Genomic DNA, 15,901 nt, shown 5'->3' on the forward strand with positions numbered 1-15,901 from the left:
TAACCAACAATCAGATATTCAAATGTACTATTTATTCATTACTAATTTCCTAAAAAGGGGAAGGTCTTCGTTCCTGAAATCATGTTGGATGATGATACCCCTTTTAATTATTTCCCTGATACATATCTCAGCAGCTGCACGGGCACAAAACATCAGTCTGAAAATGGAAAATGCAACTGTCAAAGAGGTGCTTGAAAGCCTCAATAAGCAAACCGGTGTTAAATTCTTATTTAATAATGCTGACATCGAAAAGGCTTCGAGAATATCAGTTTCCGTCAGCAATAAACCGCTTCCGGAGCTTCTGGGGGAAGTGCTGAAGCCAATCGGACTATCGTACGTGATAGATGATAATACCGTAATTATAAAGAAAGTTAAATCAACACGCCAGGAAAGGACTATTACTGGTAAGGTCACCGCGGAAACAGGAGAAACCTTGCCGGGTGTAACTGTCCAGGTAAAAGGAGAGCCGTACGTAACTACCACTAACGAGAAAGGAATCTACTCGATTAAGGTTCGCGACTCAAAAAATACCCTGGTCTTCTCTTTTGTAGGGCACCAGACCAAAGAAGCTGAGATAGGCAGCAGGGAAGTCGTAAATATGGTGTTGCCTGTGGAAAACACCGATCTGCAGGAAGTTGTAATTGTGGGTTACGGGCAGGTAGCTAAAAAGGATCTAACCGGGGCGGTTTCACAAGTAAACCTCGCAGAGCTTTCAAAAGCGCCGGTTGTTTCGTTTGATCAGGCCCTGGCCGGCCGTATGGCGGGTGTAAAAGTATCAACTGCTGAGGACGGTCAGCCAGGATCAGAAATGAGTATTGTGATACGGGGCGCTAATTCATTAACCCAAACAAACGCTCCCCTATATGTGGTGGATGGGTTTCCGATAGAAAACTTCCAGAACGCTGGCGTGAACACAGATGATATCGAATCGATCACAGTATTGAAAGATGCTTCGTCAACAGCTATCTATGGTGCCCGCGGGGCAAATGGGGTTATTGTTATTGAAACAAAAAAGGGGAAGGCGGGAAGGCCTGTGATTTCATACAGCAGCTCACTGGGCTTCAATGAGGTGCATAAAACTATCGATATGTTAAACCCGTACGAGTTCGTTAAGTATGAAATGGAGGAGGATCGGTATACTAATTCTGAAGATAAACTTGACTATTACTCAGAAGGAAAAAGCCTCGATTCTTATAGAGCAGTACCAGGTATCGACTGGCAGGGGCGTTTGTTCAGGCAGGGACACACGCAGATACATAATATTGCTCTTCGCGGTGGCACCAGTGCTACGAAATATTCAATTTCTGGTTCTATATTTAATTCTGAAGGAGTTGTAACTAATACCGGTTACAAACGATACCAGGGAAGGCTTTCTCTCGACCAGACTATTAATAAAAAGTTTAAAGTAGCCGCTAACCTAAATTTTAACAATCAGGAGACTTATGGACAGCTGGTAGGCAGATCCGCCTCAACAGCCTCAACAGCTATTAATGGTTACTTATTGTATTCTGTTTGGGCATACAGGCCGGTAAGTACATCTGCGGGAGTAGGAGAAGAAAACCTGCAATCCGATATTATTGATGGCGACATTGAAGAAACCGTTGATTTCCGGATCAATCCAATCGTTTCTGCCGAAAACACCCTGAGAGAGCGGCATATGAATAACCTTACTGCAAATGTCAACGCCGACTATAATATAAATCCCGATCTTACCCTTAAAGTAAGTGGCGGATTTTATGGAATTCTCGGTGATAACCAGGAGTTTTATAATAGCAAAACTTTAAGAGGTACACCAGTAAGATCCAATAACATTAATGGGGTTAACGGTTCAATATATTACTCTCAAAGAGCAGACTGGATAAATGAAAATACACTTACCTGGAGAAAGAAATATAACCGTCACAGGATAGAGCTGATGGGCGGTTTCACATGGCAGAAATCCAAGAGTTCGGCTTATGGCTTCTCTGCAGTTCTGGTTCCGAATGAAAATCTCGGTATTAACGGGCTATCACAGGGCAGTCCTTTGGAAATGTTATCTGCAAGCACTTACAATACCTTAGTATCGTACGTTTCCAGGTTGAATTATAACTACCGGACGAAGTACTTGTTAACCACAACTTTCAGAGCCGATGGCTCATCGAAGTTTGCCAGGGGTAACCGATGGGCTTATTTCCCATCTGCTGCGTTGGCCTGGCGGATGGACAGAGAAAGATTTCTAAGAAAAATTCGGTTCATCTCTGATTCTAAACTTAGATTGAGTTATGGTATCACAGGAAATAATCGTGTTAGTGATTTTGCCTATTTACCAGCAGCAGCTTTACCTGATTTGGGAAGTTATTCGTTCAACAACGAACGTTTGCTTGGATTAAACTTCACCAGTCTGGGCAACAAAGACCTGAAATGGGAAAGCACGCGCCAGCTAGATCTAGGTTATGACCTTGGCTTATTTAAAGACCGGATATCACTCACTGCAGATGTTTATCAAAAAACTACGTTCGATCTGTTGCTAAATGCACCAATACCTTATACTACCGGGTACAGCCGTGTGTTCAAAAACATAGGTAAGGTACGTAATGAGGGTCTGGAGCTCACTCTGAACACCCGCAATGTTAGCTCTAAAAACTTTTACTGGAACTCTAATTTCAATATCAGTTTCAACAAGAATAAGATTATGGCGCTTACAGAAGATCAGAAAAACATGCAGTCTTATATATCCTCTTTCGTGAGTCGTATGGCTGAAGAACCTTTATATATAGCGGAAGTAGGTAAATCGGCAGCAAGATTTTATGGATTGGTCTGGGACGGCGTATATCAATATGACGATTTTGACCAGCTTTCTAATGGAGCATACCGCTTAAAAAACAACATCACTACTAATGGAGATCTGAGGGAAATGATAAGACCCGGAGATATCAAATACAAAGATATGAATGGCGACCTCGTAGTGGATGCATATGATAAAACTGTTATTGGCAATCCGAACCCTAAACACTATGGAGGTTTTACTAATTCTTTTGGTTATAAAGGTATTGAGCTAAGCGTTCACATGCAATGGTCGTACGGAAATGAAATTATGAATGCCAACCGCCTGATCTTTGAGGGGAATATTACAGGAATGCCTCATGTTAATCAATATGCCTCTTGGGCAAACCGCTGGACGCCTGAAAATCCAAGCAATACACTATTCAGGACGGGTGGTGCGGGTCCTCAGGTTATGTCCTCGAGGACGCTGGAAGACGGGTCTTATCTCAGGTTAAAAACAGTCTCCCTGGGTTACAATCTCCCATCGACATGGTTGAAGAGAGTCAATATATCGAACATTAACCTGAATGTTGCAGCACAAAACTTTTTAACCTGGACCAAATATTCAGGTTTAGATCCGGAAGTATCTGTATTCAACTCGGTGTTAACCCCAGGATTTGACTACTCAGCATATCCTAATGCTCGAACACTAGTTTTTGGTTTAAAGGTGCAATTTTAAGAAAATGAAGAAATTGATGAAAAACAAGTTCAAAATAACCGTTGGAGCAACTATGTTTTTATGCCTAATGGTAAGTTCTTGCCAGCAGGCTCTCGACACAGCGCCTCTGGATACTATATCACCTGAATTTTATTATGAAAATGAAGATCAGCTTAAAACCGCGCTGGCTGGGGTTTATGGAATTATGACTGACACCCGCAGTGAGGAGCCCCTGTACGCGGCGGCATACATCAGTTCTATGGGTACAGAAGGTGATGACGGATATTATAGAAAGGGGCCGGAACGGAATATTGTAGGTCAGTTTTTTTACAATGCCAGCACGCCTGCAATTTCGCACCTCTGGGAATACCTTTATAAGGGGATCAATCTTGCAAATACTCTGCTTGAGAGAATTGATGGGGCCGAGATCGAAGACCAAAAACGTGAGATTATCCGGGGAGAGGCTCTGTTTCTGAGATCTTACTATTATTTTCTCTTAGTATCTAACTGGGGGGATGTACCTTTAATTCTGGAATCCACAAAGTCGGCATACAACCATCAGATCGCCCGAACACCTTCAAAAGAAGTGTACGAGCAGATTACCGCCGATATGCAAAAGGCTTATGACTTGGTAGAGACAGCTACTGAGGTAGGGCACGGGGGCCGGGTCAATAAGTCGGCAGTGGCCGGTATTTTAGCTCGTGTATACCTGTACTGGGCAGGCTACCCCTTAAGAAATAAGGCAAAGTATGAAGACGCCCGCACATGGGCACTAAAAGTGATGCAATCCGACCAGCATCAGCTGGCCCCCTCGTTCAGTCAAATATTTATTAATTATGCTCAGGACAAATACAATGTCAAAGAGAGTATCTGGGAGGTAGAATTTGCCGGAAACCGTACTGACCGCCCCCGGCAGGCTGGCTTAGTAGGTAATTATATAGGTATTCGAAGCACAAATGATCAGATAGGAAATAGTAATGCCAACGTACGGGCGGCAGCGAGACTTTACCGGTTATACGGAGATGGCGACAAGCGCAGAGACTGGTCTATTGCGCCATTTGAGTATATTCCGATAGAGTCTACTACAAGAGTGAACTATGATGCGGCGAATATCTGGAATAGATATGCAGGAAAATATAGAAGGGAATACGAGACAGTTTTACCAAAATCGAAGGGTTATACTCCAATCAATTATCCACTTCTCCGGTATGCCGACGTTCTTTTGATGTTCGCAGAAGCGGACAACGAATTTATGGGACGGCCAACTCCCGAAGCCATAGATGCTGTTAATGAAGTTCGCCGGAGAGGCTATGAAGTGCCTCTCGATGTAGCTAATCCGATAAGTGACTTAGGTGCCGAGGATACGGTCGATAAATTTAGCTTTTTACAGGCTATTCAGGACGAACGTTCAAGAGAACTGAATTTTGAAAGCCTGCGCCGGAACGATCTTATACGCTGGGGTATATACCTGTATTCTATGAAGGCCCTGGCCACAGATTACGAGCAAGGCTCCGGTGTGCCATCAAATGCTCTGACGGTTGTGCCTTCTTTAAAATATGTTAATACCAAACACTTATTCTGGCCCATTCCTACCCGCGAGCTGACAGTTAATAAATTATTAGTGCAAAATCCAGGTTGGTAATAAACTTAAATAAATTACTCAGATGAAAAAAATAAGTTTTTGGAGCTTCTCCTTAGTGATCTTGATGCTGTTTTCTTGTGAGAAGAGCTTCGAGTTGGAAGAGGTTGCATTCAATATAAAAGAGGTAAAAATTTCCGACGCAGAAGATGAAGAAGGTAACCCGGTAAAAAAGGTTGTCTTTGATTTTGAAGGCAGTTCAGATGTCCTGTCTTTCTATTCGGGGGAGCTTTTTCACAATTATGATAATAGAACAGGGCGCATAGTTAGAAATCTAGCCCTGCAAATGTCTTTTAGCTCGAACTGCAAGCTGAACAGTGGCACGCGAGCACTTGAGGATCAGCTGTCGGTACAGATTTCCCACGATTTTAACGGAGTATACACAGTTGACAATATAAATGCAGCTACCTGGATTGATGTCACTGATAAATTCGTTTTGTCGCCTTTAGTACCTGGAGATGATTTTATTACTTCGGGGGAAGTAAATCTAAAGGATCTGAGTGAGCCCGGAAAACCAATGTACATAAGCTTCAAATATGTCACACCAAGGCAAACCAGCCAGCTCAGGCATACCCAATGGCGGATACGCAACTTTCAATTGACTCAAAATACTGACATTGGCACATCTGTACTGGCCACACAATCAACATTCGGATGGAATATGCTCCATGAGGGTGTATTAGAAAATGGCAGGTCAAGCTCAAGTTCCTCTCAGATTGTGTTGAGGGGGAACAACAGGTCGGCTAATTTTGATTCACCTACGGTGGATTGGGCCGTGTCGCCGCCGATAACTTTTGCAGACGATGTAGATTTAGGGCCAGACCTGCCCGTTGCAATTAAGAGCTATGGAGATAATCCGGTGCAGAGCTTTACCTATTACTACAGTCAGCCTGGAACCTATAAAGCTGTTTTCAAAGCTGCTAACCAGAATATTAAAGATCAAAGGGAATTAATAAAGGAAATTGTAGTTCCTGCATACTAAGCTAGTATAGATATGAAAACAAAAGCACAACTTTTAAAAGTACTCTATATATTCATTTTTTCCGTTCTGCTCTCTTCCTGTGAAAAAGATAACAAGTTTGTTTTTTCGGAAACGCTTATCAGTAGGGAAGAATCGAAAATTGAATATGCCGACGAGATTTTGGCTTTTACAGACCTGTTTCAAAGCAAATTGGAAGACACCACATATACCCTTTACGAGGGAGTGAACATGACAAAGGTCAAACTTCTAAACAAGGATGATGAGCCTTTACAACTTTACTTCCTGACCGTAAACCTGGCCTATCCTGGTATCACCATGGAAGCTGCAATGCCGAATAATCAACATGTATTTGGCCGACAAAAAGTGAGAGATATGATCACTCATAAAAATGCAGCCCTAAGTGATCAGGAAGTTGTGGCAGCGTTAAATGGAGATTACTGGGATACCAGCACCAATGGTGAGCCATTGGGGCCTGTAATCATGAATACTGAAGTGGTTAAGCCTTTTCCCTCTGGCACCTATTACTTCCTAAGTGTCCTTAAAAACAATACTGCTGAAATTGGCAATTCAACTTTATTTGGCTCTCTGACTTACCAAATGAAGGAGACTTTGGGAGGGCGGTATTTGTTGGTTAATGAAGGTCTGGACAGGTCGGCTTCACTCAATAAAAATGTCGAACCCCGTACTTCAGTAGGTCTGTTAAGTAAATCAAAGGTGGTCTTCATGGTAGTAGATGGCCGTAAAGTAGACCATTCTGTGGGTATTAGTATGCAGGATATGGCTAAGATATTTATGGCTATTGGTGCAAAGACGGCTATTAATTTAGATGGCGGCGGATCATCCACTTTAATAGAAAGGCAAATTTCGGGGGATTATTCAACTGTTAACCAACCTACTGACAACCCTGAAAGAAGTGTTGCAAATGCCTGGACTATAATCAGGGATAAAGATTAATAAACAGCTCAAGAAAAGAAGTTGGTTTACCCCAATATTTAAATTAATCAAGTGAAAATTAAAATCATTGCAGTCTTTATATCGTTACTTGGAACCTTACTTATCTCTTCATCTGTTTATCACAAGCAGGAGGCAGCTCAGCCCGGTTACAAGATCTTTGTATTGATGGGACAGTCAAATATGGCCGGCCGGGGTCAGCTCAACGATGAATTCCTGCAGAAAAAGCATCCGCGTGTGAAAGTCCTTACTGCGGAGATGACCTGGAAGATCGCTCAACACCCCCTTCATTTTGACAAGCCTAAATTAGCAGGTGTTGGGCCAGGCCTCTCTTTTGGCCAGGTGCTGGCAGAAGCTTACCCCCGGGATACCATAGCATTAGTGCCTTGTGCCGTTGGAGGAACATCGATAGCTAAGTGGGAAAAAGGAGCTTATGATAAAAATACAGATACTCAACCTTATAAAGATGCGGTCAGGCGTATCCGGGCAGCCCGGAAATCAGGAGAAATTGCCGGCGTAATCTGGCTACAGGGGGAGGCCGATTCCAGAGAGGACAGAGCAAAAGTGTATAACGAAAAGCTACTAAATTTTATAAAAAATATACGTAGAGAAGTGCAGGATCCTGCACTTCCTTTTGTTCTCGGAGAAATAGGTCATTTTCGAAGCAGGTACGATCTGATCAATAAGGAATTGAGAAAAGTACCCTCCCTTGATGCTAACGTAAGTCTGGTAACTGCCGAAAACTTGAATCATAAAGGGGATACAACACACTTTGACAGTAACTCAGCAGAGCAATATGGCATTCGATTCGGCAACAAAATGGTTGAAATGCTCAACCGGAATTAAAACGAAAAAACATGAAATCTCATACAAGTTTTTTTTTGACTTTTTTATCCCTCGTTAGCTTTGGGCTTTACGCTCAGCATTCTCCCCATGGAGACATAAAATATCCCTTCAGGGCAGCACCTGTCATTAAATGTGCAGGAGAAAGCTTTGAAATATTGTATGTTAATCCAGGTCCGAATAAAATAGACTCAGCAATTATAAAGGGGCCATATTGGAAGAAGAAACTGAAAATAGAGGACGTGGAAAAAGGCAAATTTGAGTTTGACCCCTACACCCGTTTGTCTGTTAATAACAAGATTAAGGTATCTGTACCCAAAGATTGTCCGGAGGAGCTATATGATCTGTATGTATTTGTGGGAGGAAATGCTACTGTGTCAAAAAGATCTGTGAAAGTTTTAAAGTCATACAGAAGCGCATACCAGTTCATTCATGTCTCAGATCTGCATGTTTCCCGCAACTGGAAAGGATCTGCGGGAGACGGTTATGCAGAGGAGCTCGAGTTACTCGATAAATTTGTTGATGTAGCGAATATCATAGCTCCGGAATATGTGATCTCTACAGGCGACAATATTCATGATTATACGAGGTTTAATGCCGACAGCTTAGGCTGGGGGGGAACCAATATTAAAGACGCCGATGCTAAACCTGGTCTGGAAGAAAAAATGAGGAATTATTTCGAAGGAGCTAAAGGTTTTAGAGGTGTGCAGAGTATAAATGCGCCTGTATTTTCAGTTCCGGGCAATCACGATTTTTACGGGGTGTCTGAAGACGACTATGCACAAAAATCGTTACAATGGAACACCTATTGTGGGTTGCGGTTTTACGCTTTTAATTATCTGGATACGCATCTTATGTTTGTTGACGATTTTCTGGGGGACCCCGTTACAGATATTCCGGATAGCCGTCCAATGACGGGTAATCAGGGCAGGTATTTTGAAGAATTTCTGAAAGGCACCAAAGGCGGTTTGAGAATTATGGCTCAGCATAGGCACAATCGTTTCGACACAACGTTTTTAGACAAAAACAAAATTGACCTGGTGTTAAACGGACATAGCCATAGTCCAAAAGTGTTCCGGGTGGGTAAAACCCCAACTCTAAGTATTCGTTCTGGTACGGTTGCACGTAGCGGCGAGATCAAGAGCTGGGAAAAAACATTAGGATTTTTTCGGGTCTTTACCATAGACAAGGGGAAACTATCTTATAGCGAACCCTTACGCTTTTGCACTAATCCTACTGCAGATTACAAGGGTATTATCTCAAATCTTAGCATGGTATATTCTGTCAGTAACTCTGGAGAAGCTAGCTCCAATGCTGTTTTAATTTCAAACAAGTTGCCTGCTGATCTTCCCTTTTGTAAGGTGCGGTTTGTTATGAGGAAGGGTAAGTATGCTGTAAAAGAGGGATCAATTATACAATCTGTAGATACAGATAAATTTACTATTGTGGATGTGTCTGTTCAGGTTGGGCGAAAGTCAGAAAAAACTGTAAAGATATTACCGGCATCCTCTTAATTTCCTTTATTTCCTCTTAATAAAAAAGCTCCATAATATCTCTATTATGGAGCAACCTAACCTTATCACAAGTTTTCACATCTAGTGTGATACTAACAATAACAAGTTATTTCAGTCTTTATTGTGCCGAAAGCTAATATTGTTTAATATTCTTTAATATTTATTCCCGGTTTTTATGATAGAAAGTCCCGAAGCATCTATACATAGCCCTGGGCTATCATTGCATCAGCAACCTTAATGAAGCCACTGATATTAGCACCTTTAGTATAATCTACAAAATCTTTATCCAGTCGCCCATTTTTCACACAAGCGCCGTGGATCTGATGCATGATTTGTTTTAGACGTGAATCTACTTCATCTCTTGACCAGGATATTCTGAGCGAGTTTTGCGACATTTCCAGTCCGGAAACTGCTACTCCACCCGCATTGGAAGCTTTGCCCGGGGCGTATAAGATTCTGGCAGAATCAAACACCCTCACGGCATCCAAGGTGCAAGGCATATTGGCACCTTCGGCAACACAAAAACAGCCATTCTGAACCAGAGTGAGCGCATCTTTGGCATCAAGTTCATTTTGCGTAGCATCAGGGAAAGCAACGTCGCACTTAACCCTCCAGGGTTTTTCCCCCTCAAAATATTCGCAGTCAAATTTTTTCGCGTACTCCTCAATCCTACCCCTGCGAACGTTTTTTAGCTCTTTAATATAGGCGAGTTTAGATTCATCTATACCTTTAGGATCGTAAATGAAACCTCCCGAATCTGATAAGGTTACTACTTTCGCACCAACCTGTATGCACTTTTCAACGGTATATTGAGCAACATTGCCCGATCCGGAGACGACAACAGTTTTGCCCTCAAGAAGTTCGCCGCGTGTTTTGAGCATTTCCTCGGCAAAGTATACTACGCCGTAACCGGTGGCCTCGGGGCGAATAAGGCTGCCTCCGAATTCTGCTGCTTTTCCGGTCAGAATTCCGGTAAACTCCCCCTGGATACGTTTATACTGGCCAAATAAATAACCAATTTCCCGCGCCCCCACACCGATATCGCCTGCAGGCACATCTATGTCTGCATGGATATGCCTGTAGAGTTCAGTCATAAAGCTTTGACAGAATTTCATTACTTCATTATTAGACCTGCCTTTTGGGTCGAAATCAGATCCTCCTTTTCCACCACCCATAGGTAAGCCCGTAAGGCTGTTTTTGAATACCTGTTCAAACGCAAGAAATTTGAGGATGCTTTGATTTACAGAGGGATGGAAACGCAGTCCCCCTTTATAGGGACCAATGGCACTGTTCATCTGTACACGGAACCCGCGGTTAATTTCTACTTCCCCCTGATCATTTAACCATGGCACCCGAAATGTGATTATTCTTTCAGGCTCCGCTATCCGCTCAAGAATCTTATGTTCTTTGTATTTCGGGTGATCTTCTATAAAAGGAATTATTGATTCGGCCACTTCTTGCACTGCCTGCAAAAATTCAGGTTCATGCTGGTTCCTGGTTATTATTTTGTCCATGAACTCTTTGATGAGAACATCCATTTCAGTCTAGTTTGGTTTAATGATAATCAAGTTCGCAAGTTATTATATCCGGTGAATTCTCTAAGTTGCTTCTGCAATTCATTACATGCACATTATAATGCTTGCTAAGGGCAGAGAGAAGGAGTTTGGCTTTCCGCACACACGGCGCGCGTGCGCTGGCATAAGGCATTTTGCTGGCGTACGTTTACCGAACTTGTTCTTTGAATCTCTAAAAAGATAATATATCACACAAAGCTGTAAAAATCCATTAGATATTTTCTTCTGAATCAGGCTAATCTTGTATAAAAATCAGCTAACCCAAAAACGATTTTTTTAAACCACTACACTTAACTGATAATAAATGAAGAACCTTCCAATTTTTGACCTTTTAATAATTGCAGCATACCTGGTGGGGATGGTACTTGTTGGCATCTATTTCGCCAGTAAGAATAAGAATCCGGAACAATATTCAAAAGCTTCCGGATCTATTCCTGGTTGGGCCATTGGCTTATCTATTTATGCTACCTTTCTGAGTAGTAACACATTTTTAGGGGTTCCAGGCAAAGCTTTTGGTTCCAATTGGAATGCTTTTGTTTTCAGTATTTCAATGCCTCTGGCTGCCTGGGTTGCGGCGAAGTACTTCGTCCCTTTTTACAGGAATACCGGGGAAGTTTCTGCATATACTAACCTTGAGAAACGCTTTGGGGCATGGGCACGCACGTACGCGGTAGTGTGTTTTTTGTTTACCCAACTAGCCCGTATGGGGTCTATCTTTTTCGGAATTTCCCTGACCTTGCAAGCACTAACCGGTTATGACATGGAGGTTATTATGCTGGTAACGGGTATTTGCATTATCATTTATACAGTAATGGGCGGCATAGAGGCGGTTATATGGACAGAAGTTGTACAAGGTGTATTAAAGACCCTCGGTGCCTTACTGATAGTATACCTGATCATTAATAGTATGCCAGGTGGCGTATCCAAGATTGTGGAAATTGGTAAAAGTGACCATAAATATGGCTTAGGCAGTTTATCACTTGATTTTACCAGTGCAACTTTTTGGGTGATCCTGTTATACGGGTTTTTTATCAATCTGAACAATTTCGGAATGGATCAGAACTATGTTCAGCGTTACCATACAGCTACGTCGGAAAAAGAAGCTTCAAAGTCTGTTTGGTTATGCGTATGGATCTATGTGCCGGCCTCTCTATTGTTTTTTATCATAGGCACCTGTTTGTATGCTTATTATCAGGTTAACCCAGCTATGATTGAACCGGTGAAATTACAGGCCGCTGCGGAACGCCTGGGGGCCGGAGCTTCATCTGCTGATATTTCCAGATTAGCAGCAACTCTACTTCCCGAAGACTACGGTGATAAAGTAATGCCGCATTTTATGGTAACCATGATTCCAACCGGATTAATAGGTTTAATTGTTTCTGCCATACTGTCCGCGGCCATGAGTACAATAAGTTCGGGAATGAATGCATCTGCAACCGTTTTTTCTGAAGATATCTACAAACGGTACCTCAATCGTAAGATCAGTCAGCAGGAAAATATGCGATTGTTACATATAGCGACCGTTGTTTTTGGCCTGATCGGCATGTTATGCGGCATAGCTATGATTGGCGTTAAAAGTATCCTGGATATCTGGTGGCAGCTTTCAGGCATTTTCGCAGGAGGAATGCTGGGATTGTTCCTGCTGGGAATTATCAGCAAGAAATCAGGTAACCTTGAAGCTTTTGCAGCAACCATTGTAGGTTTACTCGTAATTGTCTGGATGTCGCTCTCCCACCTGATCCCAGAGGAGTTCGCTTACCTGAAGAATCCGCTTCATGCCAATATGATCATCGTTGTCGGCACGCTTTCTATTTTTCTAACCGGAAGTCTTCTTGCATCTTTTAAGAACAAAAAGGAAGCAGATCCCTCTGTAACGACAGGCCGGAAGGTCCCACAGAAAGAATACTAAAAAAAACGGGCCAGAGCCCGTTGATATACCTAAAAACAAACAAAATATTAATAAATAAAAAATGAAAAAATTGGAAAAGGGTTTTATTCCTGTTATGTTAACGCCATTTAAGGAGAATGGTGATATAGATTTTGGCGCGTTGACCAAGCTTACCGAACTGTATATTGAAGCAGGTGCGGCCGGCTTATTTGCCAATTGCCTTTCAAGCGAAATGTTTGAACTGTCTGAAGAAGAAAGACTGACTCTTGTCAAACATGTGGTTACAGTTGCTGATGGTGCTGTGCCGGTAGTTGCAACAGGCACTTTTGAAGGATCTTTACAGCAACAAGCAGATTTTGTGAAGAAGATCTATTCCACCGGAGTGGAAGCGGTAATAGGAATCACTGGTTTACTGGCAACTGAGGAAGAGTCGGAGGAGGTTTTTAATGCGAACGTCTTTAAGTTACTTGATCTTACCGAAGATATTCCAATGGGTTTTTATGAGTGCCCGGTTCCTTACAAAAGGTTAATTTCTCCGGAATTGCTTGGCGCCCTGGTATCAACCGGGAGAGTGACTTATCACAAAGATACTTGTCTGGATATTGAGCAGGTTAGGGCAAAGATCGCCGCTACCGACGGTTACCAGTTTGGCTTGTACGATGCTTATATGGTGCATGCTGTAGAATCTTTAAAAGCCGGTGCCTCAGGACTTTCCTGTATACAAGGAAACTTCTTTCCCGAATTAATTGTCTGGCTATGCAATAATTATAACAACAGGGATCTTGCCGCTGAGGTGAACCGTGTCCAGCAATTCTTCATCGATAATATGGATGTAATGCACCATGTCTATCCCATTATTTCTAAATATTACCTGCAACAAAGAGGCTTTGAAATCTCAACTTTCACGAGGAGAAAGGGGATTGGCGAGTTTGACGGGAATATCAAAAAGGGCATAGAGTTACTCGCAGACCGGTACAATATCCTTCGGGCCGAACTTGAAATCAAATTTGCAATAGCCTGACAAGCAGGTAAAATTCGCTATACAATTTTATTCTTTTAACTCTCTCAAGATCTTTATGAAATTTTTTATTGACACCGCTAATCTTCAGCAGATAAGGGAAGCCCACGATCTTGGTATTCTGGATGGGGTAACAACCAATCCGAGTTTGATGGCGAAGGAAGGAATCAGCGGAAAGCAAAATGTGCTTAACCATTATAAAGCGATCTGCGAAATAACCGACGGCGATGTTAGTGCTGAAGTTATCAGCACTAACTACGAAGAAATGCTTGCGGAAGGGATGGAGCTGGCTCTTTTGCATGAGAAGATCGTGGTTAAAGTTCCTATAATTAAAGACGGGATAAAGGCCATTAAAGCTTTTGCCACCAAAGGAATTCGCACAAACTGTACGCTGATCTTTTCGCCCGGACAGGCTTTACTTGCGGCGAAAGCCGGTGCAACATACGTGTCTCCGTTTATCGGCAGGCTAGATGATGTTTCAACGGATGGTTTGATGTTGATCGAAGATATCAGAACCATTTTTGATAACTATGGGTACCCCACGCAGGTACTCGCAGCCTCCGCCCGTCATGCCATGCATATTATTAATTGTGCTAAAGCCGGTGCCGATGTTGTTACAGCCCCACTTGTGGCAATAACCGCATTGCTGAAGCATCCATTAACGGATAATGGACTGGCTCAGTTCCTTGCCGATCATGCCCAGGCCACCGGAAAAAGTTGAGGTCCGGCGGTTTATACATAGAAGAGAAGTTTTGCTTATCAGGCCGGCGACTCAGAGTGCCTAGAAATAGTTTAATAAAAGAATTCCGATAACGCATCTAATTCCTTTATTTTGTATAAACTAGATCGCCCCTTGAGTAATATTACGTTAAAAACAATTTCAGAAACCACTAACGTTTCTTTAACAACGGTTTCGCGAGTGCTCAATGGTGTGTCTAAAAAATTCCGTATCAGTGCCGAAACAGAGGCTAAGGTGCTGGAAGCCGCGAACCGGCTGGGTTATATTCCCAATCAAACCGCTATCAACTTGCGTCTGAAGAAAAGTTTCTCCATTGGGCTGGTGATACCCAGCCTGGCAAACCCTTTTTTTTCTACGATAGCAAGTATTGTTAACCAGGCATTGCATGCTAAGGGGTATTCGGTACTGGTGACAGATTGTGATGAGGAAGAGAAAACAGAAGTAGCCTCTGTTAAAAGCCTGGCTGCCCGTAATATTGACGGAATGATCATCATACCTTCCGGCAAAGACAAAAAGCATCTGGAAGCATTATATAAACAAAAGATACCAGTAGTATTTATAGACAGGTATTTTAAAGAACTGCCGATTTCTTATGTAGCCACAAATCACTACGAAGGAGCATTCAATTTAGTGAATTACCTAATCGAAAATGGTCACCAAAAAATTGCTTGTATTCAAGGTACTCACCATGTTTTACCAAACATGGAACGTGTGAGGGGATATAAAGAAGCAATGGCATATAATAATTTCCCTGAATTTTATATTGGAGGCAGCAGTTTTACTTTTGAGGATGGTTACCTGGAAACGAAGTTGTTGCTTCAAAGACAGGAGAAACCAACAGCGATATTAACCTTAAGTGATACTATACTTTTAGGGTGTTTAAAAGCACTTTCAGAGGATGGGTTTAATATCCCGGAAGATATTTCACTAACAACCTTTGATAACTCTGTTTACCTGGATTATCTGTCTTGCCCCGTTACCAGTATTTCGCAGCCTATCGCTGATATCGCCCAAATAGCTATAAGATTGTTGTTAGACAAAATTGATGCAAAAACCATTGATTCAGAGGCCATGCCCAAACAGGAAAAAATATTGATCACTCCAACAATCATACATCGTAAGTCCGTAAGAAAGCTGAATTGATTTCAATATTGCATTTTGTCTTGATTTTTTACCTGCGCAAACGTTAATTCTATTATACAATTTTTTAAGATTCCCGTCTTTTATTTGTAGAACAGCGTTATGGTCAACATCCACCACAGACTAATATTTCACGATTTTTTTGAATGTTTT

11 protein-coding genes are annotated in these 15,901 nt (G+C 42.2%); 10 read left to right on the plus strand and 1 reads right to left on the minus strand.

Features of this window, described 5'->3' with window-relative positions:
- The first annotated feature begins 88 nt into the window (after window positions 1-88).
- From J3P37_RS04650 to J3P37_RS04675, 6 genes are read left to right on the plus strand one after another with little or no spacing between them, the layout of a single operon-like run.
- Window positions 89-3,481, plus strand: coding sequence for a TonB-dependent receptor (locus tag J3P37_RS04650; protein ID WP_256009841.1), 3,393 nt, complete (start codon window positions 89-91; stop codon window positions 3,479-3,481).
- Window positions 3,482-3,485: 4 nt separating this feature from the next.
- Window positions 3,486-5,102: a RagB/SusD family nutrient uptake outer membrane protein gene (locus J3P37_RS04655; RefSeq protein WP_256009842.1), complete on the plus strand. Its 1,617-nt coding sequence runs from the start codon at window positions 3,486-3,488 to the stop codon at window positions 5,100-5,102.
- Between the two features lie 22 nt (window positions 5,103-5,124).
- On the plus strand, window positions 5,125-6,081 hold the full coding sequence (locus J3P37_RS04660) for a DUF5017 domain-containing protein (protein ID WP_256009843.1): 957 nt from the start codon (window positions 5,125-5,127) through the stop codon (window positions 6,079-6,081).
- A gap of 12 nt (window positions 6,082-6,093) precedes the next feature.
- Window positions 6,094-7,035 (plus strand): phosphodiester glycosidase family protein, encoded by a 942-nt coding sequence (locus J3P37_RS04665; RefSeq protein WP_256009844.1) that lies wholly within the window; start codon window positions 6,094-6,096, stop codon window positions 7,033-7,035.
- A gap of 51 nt (window positions 7,036-7,086) precedes the next feature.
- Entirely contained in the window at window positions 7,087-7,878 is a 792-nt protein-coding gene (locus tag J3P37_RS04670; RefSeq protein ID WP_256009845.1) for a sialate O-acetylesterase, read from the plus strand.
- Between the two features lie 11 nt (window positions 7,879-7,889).
- Window positions 7,890-9,389 (plus strand): metallophosphoesterase family protein, encoded by a 1,500-nt coding sequence (locus J3P37_RS04675; RefSeq protein ID WP_256009846.1) that lies wholly within the window; start codon window positions 7,890-7,892, stop codon window positions 9,387-9,389.
- 197 nt (window positions 9,390-9,586) lie between these two features.
- Here the strand turns inward: J3P37_RS04675 and gdhA are convergent, their stop codons facing one another.
- Complete coding sequence (gene gdhA, locus J3P37_RS04680) at window positions 9,587-10,927, minus strand: NADP-specific glutamate dehydrogenase (RefSeq protein WP_256009847.1); 1,341 nt, start codon at window positions 10,925-10,927, stop codon at window positions 9,587-9,589.
- A 340-nt stretch (window positions 10,928-11,267) separates the two neighbouring features.
- On the opposite strand from gdhA, the gene J3P37_RS04685 reads away from it, so the two are divergent.
- The 4 genes from J3P37_RS04685 (at window position 11,268) to J3P37_RS04700 (ending at window position 15,751) form a co-directional block, all read left to right on the plus strand.
- The gene (locus tag J3P37_RS04685; RefSeq protein ID WP_256009848.1) at window positions 11,268-12,872 is read left to right on the plus strand and encodes a sodium:solute symporter family protein; all 1,605 of its coding nucleotides are present in this window, start codon (window positions 11,268-11,270) and stop codon (window positions 12,870-12,872) included.
- A gap of 61 nt (window positions 12,873-12,933) precedes the next feature.
- On the plus strand, window positions 12,934-13,872 hold the full coding sequence (locus tag J3P37_RS04690; RefSeq protein ID WP_256009849.1) for a dihydrodipicolinate synthase family protein: 939 nt from the start codon (window positions 12,934-12,936) through the stop codon (window positions 13,870-13,872).
- Window positions 13,873-13,927: 55 nt separating this feature from the next.
- A complete protein-coding gene (fsa, locus tag J3P37_RS04695; RefSeq protein WP_256009850.1) occupies window positions 13,928-14,590 on the plus strand; it encodes a fructose-6-phosphate aldolase in 663 nt (220 codons plus the stop codon).
- Between the two features lie 111 nt (window positions 14,591-14,701).
- Window positions 14,702-15,751 carry a LacI family DNA-binding transcriptional regulator gene (locus J3P37_RS04700; protein WP_256009851.1) on the plus strand — a complete coding sequence of 350 codons (1,050 nt, stop codon included), beginning with the start codon at window positions 14,702-14,704 and terminating at the stop codon, window positions 15,749-15,751.
- Window positions 15,752-15,901 lie beyond the last annotated feature (150 nt).

The sequence above is a fragment of the Desertivirga xinjiangensis genome (assembly GCF_024436435.1).
Lineage (GTDB): Bacteria > Bacteroidota > Bacteroidia > Sphingobacteriales > Sphingobacteriaceae > Desertivirga > Desertivirga xinjiangensis.

Excerpts from the sequence above, each read along its gene's own strand:
- J3P37_RS04650 (WP_256009841.1), top strand. The coding sequence starts at position 89 with ATGATGATACCCCTTTTAATTATTTCCCTGATACATATCTCAGCAGCT.
- J3P37_RS04655 (WP_256009842.1), top strand. The coding sequence starts at position 3,486 with ATGAAGAAATTGATGAAAAACAAGTTCAAAATAACCGTTGGAGCAACT.
- J3P37_RS04660 (WP_256009843.1), top strand. The coding sequence starts at position 5,125 with ATGAAAAAAATAAGTTTTTGGAGCTTCTCCTTAGTGATCTTGATGCTG.
- J3P37_RS04665 (WP_256009844.1), top strand. The coding sequence starts at position 6,094 with ATGAAAACAAAAGCACAACTTTTAAAAGTACTCTATATATTCATTTTT.
- J3P37_RS04675 (WP_256009846.1), top strand. The coding sequence starts at position 7,890 with ATGAAATCTCATACAAGTTTTTTTTTGACTTTTTTATCCCTCGTTAGC.
- gdhA (WP_256009847.1), bottom strand. The coding sequence starts at position 10,927 with ATGGATGTTCTCATCAAAGAGTTCATGGACAAAATAATAACCAGGAAC.
- J3P37_RS04685 (WP_256009848.1), top strand. The coding sequence starts at position 11,268 with ATGAAGAACCTTCCAATTTTTGACCTTTTAATAATTGCAGCATACCTG.
- J3P37_RS04690 (WP_256009849.1), top strand. The coding sequence starts at position 12,934 with ATGAAAAAATTGGAAAAGGGTTTTATTCCTGTTATGTTAACGCCATTT.
- fsa (WP_256009850.1), top strand. The coding sequence starts at position 13,928 with ATGAAATTTTTTATTGACACCGCTAATCTTCAGCAGATAAGGGAAGCC.